General features: G+C 59.4%; 15 protein-coding genes. 6 read left to right on the top strand and 9 right to left on the bottom strand.

Translation table 11 applies throughout. The features are described from left to right. Positions 1–103 precede the first annotated feature (103 nt). The 4 genes from kdpC to kdpF form a co-directional block, all read right to left on the bottom strand. Positions 104–649: a potassium-transporting ATPase subunit KdpC gene (kdpC, locus tag BSF40_RS19750; RefSeq protein WP_095966426.1), complete on the bottom strand. Its 546-nt coding sequence runs from the start codon at positions 647–649 to the stop codon at positions 104–106. A 139-nt stretch (positions 650–788) separates the two neighbouring features. Further along, positions 789–2,855: a potassium-transporting ATPase subunit KdpB gene (gene kdpB, locus BSF40_RS19745; RefSeq protein WP_095966378.1), complete on the bottom strand. Its 2,067-nt coding sequence runs from the start codon at positions 2,853–2,855 to the stop codon at positions 789–791. Between the two features lie 10 nt (positions 2,856–2,865). Then, entirely contained in the window at positions 2,866–4,560 is a 1,695-nt protein-coding gene (gene kdpA, locus BSF40_RS19740) for a potassium-transporting ATPase subunit KdpA (protein WP_095966377.1), read from the bottom strand. Between the two features lie 8 nt (positions 4,561–4,568). Next, positions 4,569–4,658: a K(+)-transporting ATPase subunit F gene (kdpF, locus tag BSF40_RS19735; protein ID WP_007899818.1), complete on the bottom strand. Its 90-nt coding sequence runs from the start codon at positions 4,656–4,658 to the stop codon at positions 4,569–4,571. Between the two features lie 351 nt (positions 4,659–5,009). On the opposite strand from kdpF, the gene rfbB reads away from it, so the two are divergent. The 6 genes from rfbB (at position 5,010) to BSF40_RS19705 (ending at position 10,540) form a co-directional block, all read left to right on the top strand. Continuing rightward, a complete protein-coding gene (gene rfbB / locus BSF40_RS19730) occupies positions 5,010–6,092 on the top strand; it encodes a dTDP-glucose 4,6-dehydratase (protein WP_095966376.1) in 1,083 nt (360 codons plus the stop codon). Beyond that, positions 6,089–6,961 carry a glucose-1-phosphate thymidylyltransferase RfbA gene (gene rfbA / locus BSF40_RS19725; protein WP_095966375.1) on the top strand — a complete coding sequence of 291 codons (873 nt, stop codon included), beginning with the start codon at positions 6,089–6,091 and terminating at the stop codon, positions 6,959–6,961. The genes rfbB and rfbA overlap by 4 nt, the downstream gene beginning before the upstream one ends. Positions 6,962–7,010: 49 nt before the next feature. Continuing rightward, a complete protein-coding gene (gene rfbD / locus BSF40_RS19720; RefSeq protein WP_095966374.1) occupies positions 7,011–7,880 on the top strand; it encodes a dTDP-4-dehydrorhamnose reductase in 870 nt (289 codons plus the stop codon). Positions 7,881–8,140: 260 nt separating this feature from the next. Next, a complete protein-coding gene (gene eat, locus BSF40_RS19715) occupies positions 8,141–9,505 on the top strand; it encodes an ethanolamine permease (protein WP_095966373.1) in 1,365 nt (454 codons plus the stop codon). 142 nt (positions 9,506–9,647) lie between these two features. Next, positions 9,648–9,815 (top strand): DUF2897 family protein, encoded by a 168-nt coding sequence (locus BSF40_RS19710; RefSeq protein ID WP_007973599.1) that lies wholly within the window; start codon positions 9,648–9,650, stop codon positions 9,813–9,815. A gap of 167 nt (positions 9,816–9,982) precedes the next feature. After that, complete coding sequence (locus BSF40_RS19705) at positions 9,983–10,540, top strand: TetR/AcrR family transcriptional regulator (protein ID WP_095966372.1); 558 nt, start codon at positions 9,983–9,985, stop codon at positions 10,538–10,540. On the opposite strand, the gene fabF is transcribed toward BSF40_RS19705, so the two are convergent. The 5 genes from fabF to BSF40_RS19680 all read right to left on the bottom strand — a co-directional run bounded on the left by fabF (position 10,537) and on the right by BSF40_RS19680 (position 16,689). After that, positions 10,537–11,811 carry a beta-ketoacyl-ACP synthase II gene (gene fabF / locus BSF40_RS19700; protein WP_095966371.1) on the bottom strand — a complete coding sequence of 425 codons (1,275 nt, stop codon included), beginning with the start codon at positions 11,809–11,811 and terminating at the stop codon, positions 10,537–10,539. The two genes, BSF40_RS19705 and fabF, sit on opposite strands and share 4 nt — an antisense overlap. Before the next feature lie 31 nt (positions 11,812–11,842). Next, complete coding sequence (locus BSF40_RS19695) at positions 11,843–12,637, bottom strand: SDR family oxidoreductase (RefSeq protein ID WP_095966370.1); 795 nt, start codon at positions 12,635–12,637, stop codon at positions 11,843–11,845. Between the two features lie 480 nt (positions 12,638–13,117). Further along, the gene (locus BSF40_RS19690; protein WP_095966369.1) at positions 13,118–13,453 is read right to left on the bottom strand and encodes a helix-hairpin-helix domain-containing protein; all 336 of its coding nucleotides are present in this window, start codon (positions 13,451–13,453) and stop codon (positions 13,118–13,120) included. A gap of 112 nt (positions 13,454–13,565) precedes the next feature. Next, entirely contained in the window at positions 13,566–15,560 is a 1,995-nt protein-coding gene (locus BSF40_RS19685) for a nucleoside-diphosphate sugar epimerase/dehydratase (protein ID WP_095966368.1), read from the bottom strand. A gap of 103 nt (positions 15,561–15,663) precedes the next feature. After that, positions 15,664–16,689 (bottom strand): glycosyltransferase family 4 protein, encoded by a 1,026-nt coding sequence (locus BSF40_RS19680; protein ID WP_095966367.1) that lies wholly within the window; start codon positions 16,687–16,689, stop codon positions 15,664–15,666. Positions 16,690–16,704 lie beyond the last annotated feature (15 nt).

The raw sequence follows: 16,704 nt of genomic DNA, 5'->3' as shown, positions 1-16,704 counted from the left end.
ATGTAGTGATTGTCAAACCGTCTTCGCGAGCAAGCCCGCTCCCACAGGAGTACGCATTCCAATTGTGGGAGCGGGCTTGCTCGCGAATGGCAGCACCACGGACCTAAAGCTTTTCCAGCGCCAGATTCAACTCAAGCACATTCACCACCGGCGGGCCTACCAATGGCTGCTCGATGTGCGCGTCCAGCAGCTGTTGCAGTGACGCGACCGGCAGATTGTGCGCCGCCGCGACACGCGCCAGTTGATAGGCAATCGCCGCCGGTGGCAAGTGCGGATCGAGACCGCTGCCCGACGTCGTGACCAGCGCCAACGGCACGGGTCCCTGGCCGGGCACCAGCAGCTTGCCGGCTTCGTCGATCACCCGCGTGGCCAGGGCCGGGTTGCTCGGCGACAGGTTGCTGGCGCTGCTCGATACAGTGGCAAAGGCACCGGCCGAAGGACGCGGGTGGAACCAGGCGTCGCCGACGAAATCCTGGGCGATCAGCGAGGAACCGCGGACCTTGCCCTCGGCATCGCGCACCAGGCTGCCGTTGGCCTGATCCGGGAATACGACCTGGGCGACGCCGGTAACCACCAGTGGATAGGCGACGCCGGTGATCAGCGTCATCAGGACCAGCAGGCTCAGGGCCGGGCGTATCAATGTGGACATTTCAAAATCCTCGAATTCACGGAAAAAACCTGTAGGAGCGAGCTTGCTCGCGATGTAATTGAGAGCGCCGCGTACAGTCAGCAAGCACGCGTCATCGTTAACCACCATCGCGAGCTCGCTCCTACAGGGGCGTGTTCAGTCAAACCAGATGCAACGCCGTCAACAGCATGTCGATCGCCTTGATGCCCACGAACGGCACCAGAATCCCGCCCAGGCCATAGATCAGCAGATTGCGTCGCAACAGCGCCGCCGCACTCGCCGCCTGCACGCGCACACCGCGCAATGCCAGGGGAATCAGCACCACGATGATCAACGCGTTGAAAACGATCGCCGACAGAATCGCGCTCTGCGGACTGCTCAGGTGCATCACGTTGAGCACGCCCAGTTGCGGGTAGATCGCGGCGAACAGCGCCGGCAGGATCGCGAAGTACTTGGCCACGTCGTTGGCGATGGAAAAGGTCGTCAGCGCACCGCGGGTGACCAGCAATTCCTTGCCGATCTGCACCACGTCCAGCAACTTGGTCGGGTCGCTGTCGAGGTCGACCATGTTGGCCGCTTCACGTGCCGCTTGGGTGCCATCGTTCATCGCCATGCCGACATCCGCCTGGGCCAGTGCCGGGGCATCGTTGGCGCCGTCGCCGCACATGGCGACCAGACGACCGTCGTTTTGTTCGTGACGAATGCGCGCCAGTTTTTTCTCCGGCGTGGCTTCCGCCAGCACATCGTCCACACCTGCCTCAGCGGCGATGGCGGCTGCAGTCAACGGGTTGTCACCGGTGACCATGACCGTGCGAATGCCCAGCTTGCGCAACTCGGCGAAACGCTCGCGGATACCGGGCTTGACCACGTCCTTGAGGTGGATCGCGCCGAGCAACTTGCCCTCGGCGCAGACCAGCAAGGGGGTGCCGCCGCTTTGCGCGATCTTGTCGATTTCGCGGGACAGGGCCGGTGCCAGGTCCGCACGTTTCAGGCCGACGAAGGCCAGCAATGAATCCACCGCCCCCTTGCGGTACACGCGCCCTTGATAGTCGACACCGGACAAGCGGGTTTCGGCACTGAACGGCACGGCTGTCAGCAGGTCGGCGGACGGTTCCGGTTGCGGATGAGTGCCACGCAGGTACTCGACGATCGACCTGCCTTCAGCGGTGTCGTCGGCCAGCGACGCCAGCAACGCGCCTTCGGCCAATTCCCTGGCTGTCACGCCTGGCGCGGCATACACCGCCGAGCAACGACGGTTACCGAAGGTGATGGTGCCGGTCTTGTCCAGCAGCAGGACGTGCACGTCCCCCGCCGCCTCCACCGCACGACCGGACTTGGCGATCACGTTCAGGCGCACCAGACGATCCATGCCGGCGATACCGATGGCCGACAACAGGCCGCCGATGGTGGTCGGAATCAAGGTGACCAACAGCGCCACCAGGAACACCAGCGGCAGGCTGCCGTTGGCGAAGTGAGCGAACGGTTGCAGGGTGACGACCACCAGCAGGAAGATCAGGGTCAGGCCGATCAGCAGGATGTCGAGCGCCACTTCGTTCGGGGTTTTCTGGCGTTTGGCGCCTTCGACCAGGGCGATCATGCGGTCCAGGGTCGACTCGCCAGGGTTGGCGGTGATCCTCACCAACAGCCAGTCGGACACCAGCCGTGTATTGCCGGTAACGGCCGAGCGGTCGCCGCCGGACTCACGAATCACCGGTGCCGACTCACCGGTAATCGCCGCTTCGTTGACCGCTGCGATACCTTCGAGCACTTCGCCGTCACCGGGGATCATCTCCCCGGCTTCGACACGCACCACATCACCTTTGCGCAGGCTGGTGGCCGGCACTACCTGAAAGGTGCCATTGCTGGTTTTGCGCCGGGCGCTCAAGCCTTCGCTACCGGCCTTGAGGCTGTCGGCACGGGCCTTGCCACGACCTTCGGCCAAGGCTTCGGCGAAGTTGGCGAACAGCACGGTGAACCACAGCCACACGGCAATTTGCGCGGCGACGAAGGTCGGTACGGCCGTATCGGGAATGAAGCACAGCACGGTGGTCAGGATCGCGGTCAGTTCGACCACCAGCATCACCGGCGCACGTTGCAATTGCCGTGGGTCGAGCTTGACGAAGGCTTGCACCAGCGCCGGGCGCCACAGGGCCGAGATCGCGGTTTTCGGGGCTTCGGCCAACTTGGTCGGTGATGCAGGTTTTGAAGCTGGAACATGCATATTCATGATGGATTCCTTAGAAGCCCATACTCAGGTGTTCAGCAATAGGCCCCAGTGCCAGGGTCGGCAGGAAGGTCAAACCACCCACCAGCAAAATGGTCACGGTCAGCAAGGTCACGAACAGCGGGCCGTGGGTCGGGAAGCTGTTCTGGCCAATCGGTGCGGTTTTCTTCATCGCCAGGCTGCCGGCCAGGGCCAGAACCGGGAGGATGTAACCGAAGCGACCGATCAACATGCCCAGGCCCAGCATCAGGTTGTGAAACGGCGTGTTGGCACCGAAGCCACCGAACGCCGAACCGTTGTTGGCGCTGGCCGAGGTGTAGGCGTAGAGCAACTGACTGAAACCGTGGGCGCCGGGGTTGCTCACGGCAGCCACCGGACCTGGCAGGCTGGCGGCAATCGCGCCGAGCACCAATACGCCAATCGGCATGACCATCAGGGTCACCACCAGCAATTGCACTTCCCTGGCTTGCAGTTTCTTGCCGAGGTACTCCGGCGTACGACCGATCATCAGGCCGGCGAGGAACACCGCGATCAACACGTTGAGCAACATGCCGTAGAGCCCGGCACCGACACCGCCGAAGATCACCTCGCCAACCATCATGTTGACCAGCGCGACCATGCCGCTCAGCGGGCTGAGGCTGTCATGCATGCCGTTGACCGAGCCGTTGGACGCCGCCGTGGTGGTTACCGACCAAAGCACCGTGGCGGTAGTGCCGAAACGCGCTTCCTTGCCTTCCAGCGGCGCCGTCTGCTCGACGGCTACGTTGTTCAGGGGCGGGTTCGGCTGGTATTCAGCCCATAGCGAGGTCGCGCCGCCGATCAGGAACAGCGCCAGCATGCAGGCGATGATCGCGCGACTCTGACGCAGGTCCTTCACGTAGTGGCCGAAGGTGAACACCAGCGCCACCGGGATCAGGATGATCGAGGCCACTTCGAACAGGTTGCTCCAGGCCGTCGGGTTCTCGAACGGATGCGCCGAGTTGACGCCGAAGAAGCCGCCACCGTTGGTACCCAATTGCTTGATCGCAATCTGGCTGGCAGCCGGGCCCAGGGGAATGACCTGGTCGACGCCTTGCACCGTCACCGCATTCACGTACTGCGCGAAGGTTTGCGGCACGCCCTGCCAGACCAGATACAGCGCCAGCAACAGGCACAGCGGCAGCAGGCCGTAGAGGGTGGCGCGGGTCATGTCGACCCAGAAGTTGCCCAGCGATGCCGTGGATTTGCGCCCGATGCCGCGGCACAGCGCAACCAGTACGGCCAGGCCCGTGGCGGCGCTGACGAAGTTCTGCACGGTAAGGCCGGCCATCTGGCTCAAGTAGCTCAAGGACGCTTCGCCGCTGTAAGACTGCCAGTTGGTGTTGGTCATGAAACTGACGGCGGTGTTGAACGCCTGCGTCCACTCCTGACCCGGCAGGTGTTGCGGGTTCAGCGGCAAATGGCCCTGGAACAGCAGGATCGCGAACAGCAGCAGGAAACCCGCAAGGTTGAAGGCGAGCAAGGCCAGGGTGTATCTCTGCCAACTCTGTTCGGCGTGCGGATCGACGCCGGCCAGCCGATAGCAACCACGTTCGACCGGGCCCAGGACCGGCGACAGCCACGTGCGCTGCCCCTCCATTACCTTGTAGTAGAAGCGTCCGAGAAACGGCGCCGGGACCCATACCAGGGCGAAAAACCCGAGGATCAGCCAATAGTCATAACTGTGCATAGCCGCTCCTAGTTCCGGTCCGCGCGCAACAGCGCAACCAACAGATAAATGAACAGCCCCACTGCCAACAGCAGTGACACTCCGTCCAGAACGCTCATGGAAGTTCTCCGTGTTACGGCGTATTGCCGCGTGTGGAGTCATTGTCGGAAAGAAGGCTGTAAAGGAACGAGACCGAGGGTGTGGGCCGGGCATAAAGAAAGCGTAAAAAGTGGTTTTACGCTGGGGTTATGGGGTGCGCGAAGGGGCTCCGGTACGGAGAAAACCGTGAGTTTCGCAGGTAAAGCTCTAAATTTTGCGCAAGATTTAGTGAGTGAAGGCGGCAAGTCATGGATAATCCAGCCCGATTGGCACGACGTAACCGAATACGAATGGGGTCAGGAATTCTTGCGCCTCCTCGCTCGTGCCTGCAAGCTACCGATATTCGCATTACTGAAAAAGGCTGGCCCAACATGCGTATCCTTATTACCGGCGGAGCCGGTTTCATAGGCTCGGCCCTTGTTCGCGAGCTGATCCAACACACTGAGCATGATGTGCTCAACCTGGACAAACTGACGTATGCCGGCAATCTCGAGTCGCTGACCAGTATTGCCAACAACACTCGTTACGAGTTCGTTCAGGCCGATATTGTTGACCAGGCCACCGTCAGTGCAGTGCTGGCGCGTTTCCAGCCTGACGCGATCATGCACCTGGCAGCCGAGTCCCACGTCGATCGTTCCATCGATGGTCCATCAGAGTTCATCCAGACCAACATCGTCGGCACCTACAGCCTGCTCGAAGCCACCCGTGCCTATTGGCAAGCCCTCCCGGAGCCTGAGAAAAGCGCCTTCCGCTTTCATCACATTTCCACCGACGAGGTTTACGGTGACCTGCACGGCGTCGATGACCTGTTTACGGAAACGACGCCCTACGCACCCAGCTCGCCCTACTCCGCCAGCAAGGCCGCGTCCGACCACCTGGTCCGCGCCTGGCAGCGAACCTATGGCCTGCCGGTGCTGCTGACCAATTGTTCGAACAATTACGGGCCTTTCCACTTTCCCGAGAAATTGATTCCGCTGGTTATCCTCAACGCCCTGGCCGGCAAGCCACTGCCGGTTTATGGCAACGGCCTGCAAGTGCGCGACTGGCTGTTCGTCGAAGATCACGCCCGGGCACTGCTCACAGTGGTGACCACCGGCCAGGTCGGCGAGACCTACAACATCGGCGGGCACAACGAACAAAAGAACATCGACGTGGTGCGCGGCATCTGTGCCCTGCTTGAAGAACTGGCACCGCAAAAGCCGGAGGGCGTTGCGCATTACGCCGACCTGATCACCTTCGTCCAGGATCGTCCTGGACATGACTTACGCTACGCAATCGACGCCGGCAAGATTGAACGCGAACTGGGCTGGGTGCCCGAAGAGACGTTCGAAACCGGCTTGCGCAAAACCGTTCAATGGTACCTGAACAACATGGACTGGTGCCGCCGTGTTCAAGATGGCAGCTATCAGGGCGAACGCCTTGGCGCCATCAATTCCAAGGAGTTGCTCCCATGATGAAAGGTATCGTTTTGGCAGGTGGCTCGGGCACACGCCTGCACCCGATTACGCTCGGTGTGTCGAAACAGCTGTTGCCGGTCTACGACAAGCCCATGATCTACTACCCGATCTCGGTGCTGATGCTGGCCGGCATCAAGGATATCCTGCTGATCTCCACCCCGCAGGATCTGCCGCAATATCGTAATCTGCTGGGTGACGGCAGCCAGTTCGGGGTGAACTTCAGCTTTGCCGAGCAGCCCTCACCGGACGGTCTGGCCCAGGCTTTCCTGATTGGCGAGGAGTTCATTGGCGATGACCCTGTGTGCCTGATCCTGGGCGACAACATCTTCCACGGTCAGCACTTTGGCGAACAATTGCAGAATGCTGCAAAACGCACTTCCGGCGCCACCGTGTTCGGTTATTGGGTCAAGGACCCCGAACGCTTCGGCGTCATCGATTTCGACAGCGAGGGCCGTGCGCTTTCGATCGAAGAAAAACCGAAAAAGCCAAAATCAAGCTATGCCGTAACCGGCCTGTATTTCTACGACAACGACGTGATCGAGATCGCCAAGGCGGTGAAACCTTCGCCTCGCGGCGAGCTGGAAATCACTGACGTCAACAATGCCTATCTTCAACGCGGAGACCTGCAGGTCGAGCGTTTTGGTCGAGGTTTCGCCTGGCTCGACACCGGCACCCACGACAGCTTGCTCGAAGCCTCTCAATACGTGCAGACCATCGAACACCGCCAAGGCCTCAAAGTCGCCTGTCTCGAAGAAATAGCCTATGAAAATGGCTGGATCAACCGCGAACAACTGCTGGAACGCGCCCAGTACTTCGGCAAGACGGGCTATGGTCAGTACTTGGCCAAATTGGCAGGGGGAGAGTAATGAGCCTGTGTGAGCCCGATTTGCCCCATGGCGAGACTGAACCGTTCTCATGAAAGTACTCATCAATGGCAGACATGGTCAGGTCTCACACGAGCTGCAACGCCGACTGGGTGTGCTCGGCGAATTGATCGTATTGGGTCGCGAACAGCTCGATCTCGCGCAACCCGATCAGATTCGTCGCCAGGTGCAAAACCTCAGGCCCGACCTGATCATCAACGCGGCGGCCCATACAGCGGTTGACCTGGCAGAAAGCGAGCCGCAAGCAGCCTTTGCCATCAACGCGATCGCTCCCGGCATTCTCGCCGAAGAGGCGCTGGCTCTCGACATCCCGTTGATACATTACTCCACGGACTATGTTTTCGACGGATTGAAAGCCGGACCTTACAACGAGGACGACACGCCCAATCCGCTCGGCGTATATGGTAAGAGCAAGTTGGCCGGTGAGCAGGCTATCAAGGACGTGCAAGGCAAACACCTGATCCTTCGTACCAGTTGGGTCTATTCAAACCATGGCCGTAACTTTCTGCTGACGATGCAGCGATTGCTGCAAGAGAAACCAGAGTTACGTGTAGTTGCCGATCAAATCGGAGCCCCTACCTGGGCCGGCACACTCGCCAACAGCACCCTTGCCCTGATTGAACACTGGCAGGCGCGCGAGGTGGCCAACTGGGGCATTTATCACTTGACCGCTCAAGGTGAGACCTCCTGGTTTGGTTTCGCTCAGGCAATCGGCGAAGCATTGCGACAACAGGGCAAACCCTGCGCCGCCCTGTTACCGATCCCGTCCAGCGACTACCCGACGCCTGCCGCCCGGCCGCTCAACTCGCGCCTGGATTGCAGTCGCTTGCAACGCGATTGGGGCGTCAGTCAACCTGACTGGCAGACGGCGTTGCGCGAGTGCCTTACCGAACAAACCTGAACATCAAAGGCGGCCCGCGCTTGCTTTGAAACACGACGTATCCGCATCGCAGCGGCGTCGTGTAGCAGACAGGCGGGCTTGCTCGCGAAAGCGGCATTAGTAGCAACGACGCCCCCGACTGACGCACAAAGTTCGCACATTCGGTTGCGAACATCTCCGATACGACGCCTTTCAGCCCATTACGACGCCCCCTCGAAAAATGGCACGCCCACTGCACTGGCCTCCCCCCGAGCGTTCCAAACCACTCAGGGAGCAAGCGCATGAACACACAACTCAAACCCACGCTGGGCACGTTGCATCTGTGGGGCATTGCCGTCGGGCTGGTGATTTCCGGGGAGTATTTCGGCTGGAGTTATGGCTGGGGCGTGGCCGGGACCTTGGGTTTTCTGGTGACCTCTTTCATGGTCGCCACCCTGTACACTTGCTTCATCTTCAGCTTCACCGAGCTGACCACCGCCATTCCTCACGCTGGAGGCCCCTTTGCCTACAGCCGTCGTGCGTTTGGGGAAAAAGGCGGATTGATCGCCGGCCTGGCGACATTGATCGAATTCGTCTTCGCCCCACCGGCGATTGCCCTGGCCATCGGCGCCTATCTCAATGTCCAGTTTCCAGCCCTGGACCCGAAACACGCGGCAGTCGGTGCCTATATCCTGTTCATGGGTCTCAACATCCTCGGCGTGAAACTGGCGGCGACCTTCGAACTGGTGGTCTGCGTGTTGGCGGTCGCTGAATTGCTGGTGTTCATGGGCGTGGTCGCGCCGGCGTTCAGCTTTAGCAACTTCGCCCTCAATGGCTGGGCCGGCACCGACGTGTTCGGCGCTCCGGCGATCGCCGGAATGTTCGCGGCCATCCCCTTTGCCATCTGGTTCTTCCTGGCCATCGAAGGCGCCGCCATGGCCGCCGAAGAAGCCAAGGACCCGAAACGCACCATTCCCAAGGCCTATATCAGCGGTATTTTGACCCTGGTGCTGCTGGCGATGGGCGTGATGTTCTTCGCCGGTGGCGTCGGCGACTGGCGCACCCTGTCGAACATCAACGACCCGCTGCCCCAGGCGATGAAAACCGTGGTTGGCGAAAGCTCCGGGTGGCTGCACATGCTGGTGTGGATCGGCCTGTTCGGCCTGGTGGCGAGTTTCCACGGGATCATCCTTGGCTATTCGCGCCAGTTCTTCGCCCTCGCCCGCGCCGGCTACTTGCCGGCGTCCCTGGCCAGATTGTCGCGTTTCCAGACTCCCCACCGGGCGATCATCGCCGGCGGCGTGATCGGTATCGCGGCGATCTACAGCGACGGTTTGATCAACCTCGGCGGCATGACGCTGACGGCGGCGATGATCACCATGGCAGTGTTCGGCGCCATCGTCATGTACATCATGAGCATGCTCAGCCTGTTCAAACTGCGCAAAACCGAGCCAAACCTGGAGCGCAGCTTCCGCGCGCCGTGCTACCCGCTGGTGCCGTTCATTGCGCTGATGCTGGCGGTGGTATGCCTGGTGGCGATGGCCTGGTTCAACACCTTCATCGGCCTGATCTTCCTGGGCTTCATGGCCGCAGGTTTCGTGTACTTCACGCTCACCGCGCAATTGCGCGCCGACGCACCGGCGGACGCGATGCTGACCGGACATTGAATGCGTTCGGGTGAACCTTGAACAACAGGCATAGAATGGGGGTGATAGTGATGGAACTGCGACGAAACCCCGTCACTCAAAGTGCTATACGCGATCGGTTGGCGAACCCTCGTCGACCCGCCTGCTTTTCAAGGAGAGTCCTATGCCCTGGTATGCCTGGTTGATTCTGGTCGTTGCCATTGGCTCGATCGTTGGTGGTCTGATGATGCTGCGCGACACCGCCCACAAAGTCGAACTGACCGAAGAGCAACGTAAGCGCGTCGCCGAACGCAATGCGGAAATGGACGCCAAGGAAGCGCAGGACCGCTGAATGAAAACCCCGCCTTGAACAGCGGGGTTTGTTTTTACGTGGTTTGCCCTGAAATCATGCCGCTTTGTACCCATATCGAAGCATCTGCATGCTTTTTAGAAATAGAAGTACAGTCACCATGCAATTTTCATTGGTTAATATGGGCCGCATTGATGCGGAGATATCAGATGCGTTACTCGCAGGACCATAAAGCCCAGACCCACCAACGCATAATCAAGGAAGCTTCAGCGCGATTTCGACGCGACGGTATCGGCGCGACCGGGCTGCAACCTCTGATGAAAGCGCTGGGCCTGACCCACGGTGGCTTTTACTCGCACTTCAAGTCCAAGGACGAACTGGTGGAAAAAGCCTTGCAAGAGGCTGGCGCACAAGTCGACGAATTGTGCGCGCAAATCTTCGCCGAGGAGCATCCTCTCGAAGCCTTCATCGACGCTTACCTGTCCGAATGGCATCAAACCTCACCTCACGAGGGTTGCCCACTGCCGACCATTTCTTCGGAACTGGGGCTGCGTGGTCAACCGAGCCCCACCAGCGACGTCGTGCTCCAGGCGCGACTCGACCAGATCCGGCGCACCCTTGACGGAGAGCGCACCGCCGACCGCAGCATCGTCATCATGTCTACGCTGGTCGGCGCCTTGCTGTTATCGCGCAGCGTGGCCGACGCCGGGTTTGCCCAACGGATTCTCGACGTCGCACGCGAACACCTCAAACACCCGCAGGATTAACCCTGCCAACGCTTGAACAGCACACTGGCGTTGACCCCGCCAAATCCGAAGCCGTTGGACAACGCATATTCGATGGCCATCGGCCGTGCGCTGCCATGAACAATGTCCACGCCTTCAGTGGCAGGGTCCGGGTTTTCGAAATTGAGGGTCGCCGGCACGACCTGGTCGCGGATCGCCAGTAGCGTAAAGATCGCTTCGAGTCCACCCGCGGCACCGAGCAAATGTCCGGTCGCCGACTTGGTCGATGTCACGGCGATGCCGTTTTGCGCACCGAACAACGCCTTGATCGCCGCCAGCTCACCCAGATCCCCCACCGGAGTCGAGGTTGCATGAGCATTCAGATGCTGGACCTGAGCCGGTGAAACACCGGCCTGTGCCAATGCCAACGACATCGCTCGCCGCGCACCGCTGCCGTCCTCGGGACCGGCGGTCAAGTGATAGGCATCGGCGCTGGTGCCGTAGCCGACCAGCTCCGCCAGGGGCTTGGCGCCCCGGGCCAGCGCATGGTCCAGAGACTCGATGACCAGTAGCCCGGCCCCCTCCCCCATGACAAAGCCATCGCGACCACTGTCGAAAGGTCGTGAAGCGCGTTCAGGCGTATCGTTGTAAGCACTGGACAAGGCGCGAGCAGCGGCGAACCCGGCAAGGCTGACCCGATCGATCGCCGCTTCCGCACCGCCGCACACCGCGATATCCGCCTCACCCGCACGAATCATTCGCGCCGCGTCGCCAATTGCCTGAACCCCGGCGGCGCATGCCGTGACCGGCGCGCCCAGTGGCCCCTTGAAGCCATGCTGGATCGACACATGACCGGCCGCGAGGTTGACCAGAAATGAAGGAATGGTGAATGGAGACAAACGCCTCGGACCACGGCTATCGGTAGTCCGTACTGCGTCGGCAATCGCACCGAAACCACCCACGCCTGAACCGATGATGGTGGCCGTGCGCTCCTGGGCATTGGCATCCAGCGCTTGCCAGCCGGCTTGCTCCAATGCCTGACGCGCGGCTTCCATGGCGAACAGAATGAAGCGATCCATCTTCTTCTGTTCCTTGGGTGGAGTCGCCAGGTCCGGATCGAAACCCGCCTGCGGGTCATCCGCCAAGGTCGGCACCGCACCGCCGACCTTGGCCGGCAGATCGGCAACCACCTCATCCGGCAGATTACGCAGCCCGGAACGCCCGGCCAACAGCCGCTCCCAGACCACTTCGACACCGCTCCCCAGCGGCGACACCAGGCCCATGCCTGTTACAACCACACGACGATCATTCATACCGCTCACACCTCAATCTGATTGATGGCACTTACCGATAGCGGGCAGCAGCCTTGCTTTTGGACAGGTTAGGCGCCATCACAAGACGCGCCGCCACGAACGCATTCCAATCCGCCGCATCGGGCAATGAAGGAATAGTGATCAATTCACCCTGATCCAGACCCGACAATGCAGCATCGACCATCTCACCCGCCTCCATCACCATGTCCGCAGGAATTTGTGACGCATCGATGCCGGAGCGCTCCCAGATCTCGGTTCGGGTTACACCGGGCAGCACCGCCTGGATCTTCACCCCAGTGCCGTCCAGTTCGGCGTTCAACGATTGAGTCAGGCTCAATACATAGGCCTTGCTGGCGCTGTAGGTCGCGTTGAAACGCTCGGGAAACAAGGCCACCACCGACGCAATATTGATGATTGTGCCGCGCCCGGCCTTGGTAAAACCGGCTGCAGCCGCCGCGGCCAATCGCGTGACAGCGGTGATATTCAACTGAATCATTCGCTCCAGCTGGTCGATATCGGCATTGGCCAAAAGCCCGTCCGCCGCCACGCCGGCGTTATTGAGCAACAGACTGATACTCGAATCGCTGCGTAACCGCTGTTCGAGCTGCAGCACGTCTGCTTTTTGAGTCAGGTCCGCCTTCAGCACTTCAACCTTGATCCCATGCTCCGAACGCAGTTTGCTCGCGGCCGCCTCCAATCGCTGTTCGTCGCGAGCCACGAGCAACAAATCAAAACCACGGGCCGCCAACCGCTCGGCGTAAACCGCCCCTATACCGGAAGAAGCGCCAGTGACGAGGGCCGTACCTCGGGACTGAACTGAATTCATGACGGTGCTCCTGAAGGATGCTGAAGGACGCCTGACGCCAAGGCACTTCGACGCAAGCGGTATTTATTATACGCATAATTCAAACGAAATATGATAGCCGTAATTTTCCATATCCACGAAGCGGTCGGCTCTCGTCGGTGCCCAGGCCTGCATGAGAGAGTAGACCCTGTATGAACGCAAAACCGCGCCGAACCTCTACAATGGTATGAACGGTATTGCGGGCCGATCGATAAATGGTGGGGCGGATGAACAGTGCGTATTCAGCGGTGACTGAGCGACAGGACTTTCATGCGTCGAAGCAGCCCGATAGTCGATCAAAGCGATGTCTGATTGGCGACCCTGCTGAACAACGCGGGCCTGTACTTTGTCTGATTTCAGGTAACCGAAAAACCATTCAAGTACTGCGACTGGTCCGCCGGGCATAACTCTCGCTATAGACAAAGGCCGATCAATGACCGGCCCTTGTCGTCAGTCCCGCCCCTAGTTCACCTCGATCCTGTCGCGGTTCCTGTCCAGAAGCGCTTTGCCGATACCCTTCACTTCCAGCAACTCGTCAACTGACGCAAACGCACCATTACTTTCACGATAAGCAACAATTGCTTTCGCTTTGGCCTCGCCCACTCCCGTCAGCTCACGTTGCAACGTAGATACATCAGCACTATTGAGATCGACTTTACCGGATGGCGCCTGGACGGCAACATCCTGCACCAGAGGCGCATTCATCGCCTCAGGCGCCTTGACAGGCGCGGCGATTGCCGTAAGAGAAGCACTGGTGAGGAGGGCGAATACCAGAGAGTAGAAACTGCTTGTACGCATAAGTGAAGCTCCATGCCGTCGTTTGAGAAAGCAGCTTTTCCGAAGCTGCTCTCCAAACCTAGGCTATGCCATGGGACTGTCAAAAATGTGTACGTTACAGCATATGAAACAATCAGGGCTCAAGGCGGCGCTGCTGGTAGATCCAGTCGACAATCTCACCGTCGGGGGTGTAGCCGCTGACAGTGTCGCGCAACAACTGGCGGACGCGCGTGTAGTCGTCCTGATCCACCGCTGCGAGCAACTCGGTCAACTTGCCCTTCAGCAAATCCCAGGACAGGTGATCCTCGTTGGCCGTCATGATCATCGGATGCTGTGTGGCTGCTACGTTGTCACCGATCAGTAGCTCTTCGTAAAGCTTTTCGCCCGGACGCAGCCCGGTGAACTCGATAGCGATGTCACCATGCAGGTTTTTTTCCGAACGAACACTCAGGCCGGATAAATGGATCATCTTCTCGGCCAGTTCAACGATTTTCACGGGCTCGCCCATGTCCAGGACAAAAACATCCCCCCCCTGCCCCATGGAACCCGCTTGAATCACCAACTGCGCCGCTTCCGGGATGGTCATGAAGTATCGAGTGATCTTCGGATGCGTGACCGTCAGAGGACCACCCGACTTGATCTGCTTGTGAAACAGCGGAATGACCGAACCCGATGACCCCAGGACGTTACCAAACCGCACCATCGTGAAGCGCGTTTTGTTCACACGGGAGACATTGCTCGTATCTCCGAACAAAACCGGAGCCAACTCACGACTCAGCGCTTGCAACGTCAACTCGGCAAGACGTTTGGTGCTACCCATGACATTGGTGGGACGCACGGCCTTGTCCGTCGAAATCAGGACGAAGTTGGCCACTCCTGCCTGAAGTGCGGCCTGGGCCGTATTAAGCGTGCCTATTACATTATTGAGCACACCCTCGGCAATGTTGTGTTCGACCATAGGCACATGCTTGTAGGCGGCTGCGTGATAAACCGTGTCCACTCGCCAGGTTTTCATGACGTCCAGCAACTTGTCCGGGTTGCGAACCGATCCGAGAATCGGCAGGAGACGGATGGACAGCGACTCTCGAGCGACCCGCTGCTCCAGCTCGGACAAAATGGAGTAAAGGTTGAACTCGCTGTGTTCAAACAGAAGAAGCGTTGTCGGGCGCAGCGCCAGAATCTGCCGGCAAAGCTCTGAGCCAATGGACCCTCCGGCGCCCGTGACCAACACGGACTGCCCCGTGATGCAATGTTCGAGTAAATCAGCCTGGGCCGGGACGGCGTCACGCCCGAGCAGGTCGGCAATGTCTACTTCCTGGATATCGTCGACCTTTACCCGGCCACTGGCCAGATCCATGAAACCCGGGACGCTACGAACGTGCAGCGGAAAGCCTTCGAGAAACCCGAGAATCTCGCGACGGCGGCCACGGTTTGACGAAGGAATGGCGAGGAGAATTTCCTGGGCACCGGTGTTATCGATCATCTGCTGGATGTGCTTGGGCTTGTACACCTGCAATCCGGAAATCACCCGGTCGGCGATCCCGCTATCGTCATCGATAAAGGCAACAGGCCGCATGACGCGCCCCATCCGCAAGGCTGCAACAAGTTGATTACCCGCCGACCCTGCGCCGTAGATAGCCACTTTCGGCAGACCGTCATCCCGGCTGGTAAACGGGACGTGCTGGGCGGCGCTGAACCAGTCGCCCATAAAGTACTGACGCATGGCCAGGCGCAGACCGCCGATCATGATCAGGCTCAACCACCAGTAGTTGAAAATGATCGAGCGCGGAACGACGTTTTGATGATTACTGTACCAGTACACCACGACGCCAAGTATCAGGGACGATAGTGTCACCGCCTTGATAATGGCAATGAGCGCGTCATTTCCAAAGTACCGCATGACCGCACGGTACATGCCAAAGCGAATGAAAAGAGGAATGGCGATGACAGGTGCACTGACAAAAAGCCAGACATGCTGAGTGAACGGGTTGACCAATTCGTCCACCCCAAGTCGCACGACAAACGCCATCCACAGGGCACACCAGACCAGCGAAATATCAGTCAGGACCTGCAGAATGCGTTTATGTCGTCTTGGCAGACTTAACAACTTTGCCCGAATCTTATCCATAACCCCTCTAAACACCTGTCGAAGCTCCTAGCATTGATACAGCAACTGCAGCTTTCGGTAACTCACTTACCGACAAAGCAATACTCAAAAACCAATGCGTTCATCACGCCTTGCCAGCGATTTCCAACTCGCCCGCGTGAAACTTGAAAGCCAGCAACACCAGAGGCACGTAGGCCAGGGCCACGCCTGCCACGCCATCGATATATTGCATGACGACCAATATAGCCACTGGCACTAACCACAACAAATTGATCGCAGCAATTGTCAGCGTGACCGCCCGATGGCTGCCATATTGTCGTGAAGCATACTGGTATCCATGACTGCGATGGGCCTCATAAACCTTATCCCCACGCAACAGCCGACGAATGAGGGTAAAGGTGGCATCAACAATAAAAACGCCCAACAATATGAGCCAGGCCCAGAGGAACAGTGGATTCGTCCATGCTGCATAGAGCGACATCACCGCCAGCACTATGCCCAGAAAACCACTGCCGGCATCGCCCATAAAAATCTTCGCTGGCGGGAAATTCCAGGCGAGGAAACCCGATACGGCCATCGCCAGCACCAGCGGAGCAATCGCGAGGTTGGTGTGGCCTGCGATCCAGTAGACCAGGCAAGCACCGACACAGGCACAAATCGCCTCGACGCTGGCCAGGCCATCAATACCATCCATGAAGTTATAGAGATTGAGCATCCAGACCAAGTAGAAGGCGCCGATGACATATCCGAACCAACCGAGACTGAACTCGAAGCCGAACAGGTTGATCGACGCCATCCCGCCAATCCAGATCAATGCCCAGATGGCACCCGCGAAATGCGCAAGCAGGCGCCAGCGCGCGGCAATATGCCCATGATCGTCGAGAAACCCGATGATCGCGATCCAGCCGCCGGCCCCCAGCAGAGCCAGCGCTATCGGCCAGGCGACGGCATCTGTCCAGGCCAGGACTGGCAACGCGATCAGAAAGCTCAGGACGATAGCCACACCACCACCCCGGGGGGTCGGGACCGAGTGTGAACTACGCGCATTAGGAACATCTATCAAGCTGCGTGCCAGCGCGTATTTGCGCAATGCACCGGTGCCCAAAAATGAAACACCCACCACCAACGCCAACAACCATATTGTGTTCAAAGGTCAACTTCCTGA

Source organism: Pseudomonas sp. ACN5 (assembly GCF_002303975.1).
GTDB lineage: Bacteria > Pseudomonadota > Gammaproteobacteria > Pseudomonadales > Pseudomonadaceae > Aquipseudomonas > Aquipseudomonas laurylsulfatiphila.
The sequence above is the reverse complement of the archived record's forward strand: the minus strand, read 5'-3'. Positions and strand labels throughout refer to the sequence as shown.

Excerpts from the sequence above, each read along its gene's own strand:
- eat (WP_095966373.1), top strand. The coding sequence starts at position 8,141 with ATGAACACACAACTCAAACCCACGCTGGGCACGTTGCATCTGTGGGGC.
- fabF (WP_095966371.1), bottom strand. The coding sequence starts at position 11,811 with ATGAATGATCGTCGTGTGGTTGTAACAGGCATGGGCCTGGTGTCGCCG.
- BSF40_RS19705 (WP_095966372.1), top strand. The coding sequence starts at position 9,983 with ATGCGTTACTCGCAGGACCATAAAGCCCAGACCCACCAACGCATAATC.
- kdpC (WP_095966426.1), bottom strand. The coding sequence starts at position 649 with ATGTCCACATTGATACGCCCGGCCCTGAGCCTGCTGGTCCTGATGACG.
- kdpF (WP_007899818.1), bottom strand. The coding sequence starts at position 4,658 with ATGAGCGTTCTGGACGGAGTGTCACTGCTGTTGGCAGTGGGGCTGTTC.
- BSF40_RS19710 (WP_007973599.1), top strand. The coding sequence starts at position 9,648 with ATGCCCTGGTATGCCTGGTTGATTCTGGTCGTTGCCATTGGCTCGATC.
- BSF40_RS19685 (WP_095966368.1), bottom strand. The coding sequence starts at position 15,560 with ATGGATAAGATTCGGGCAAAGTTGTTAAGTCTGCCAAGACGACATAAA.
- BSF40_RS19690 (WP_095966369.1), bottom strand. The coding sequence starts at position 13,453 with ATGCGTACAAGCAGTTTCTACTCTCTGGTATTCGCCCTCCTCACCAGT.
- rfbA (WP_095966375.1), top strand. The coding sequence starts at position 6,089 with ATGATGAAAGGTATCGTTTTGGCAGGTGGCTCGGGCACACGCCTGCAC.
- BSF40_RS19695 (WP_095966370.1), bottom strand. The coding sequence starts at position 12,637 with ATGAATTCAGTTCAGTCCCGAGGTACGGCCCTCGTCACTGGCGCTTCT.
- rfbD (WP_095966374.1), top strand. The coding sequence starts at position 7,011 with ATGAAAGTACTCATCAATGGCAGACATGGTCAGGTCTCACACGAGCTG.
- kdpA (WP_095966377.1), bottom strand. The coding sequence starts at position 4,560 with ATGCACAGTTATGACTATTGGCTGATCCTCGGGTTTTTCGCCCTGGTA.
- kdpB (WP_095966378.1), bottom strand. The coding sequence starts at position 2,855 with ATGAATATGCATGTTCCAGCTTCAAAACCTGCATCACCGACCAAGTTG.
- rfbB (WP_095966376.1), top strand. The coding sequence starts at position 5,010 with ATGCGTATCCTTATTACCGGCGGAGCCGGTTTCATAGGCTCGGCCCTT.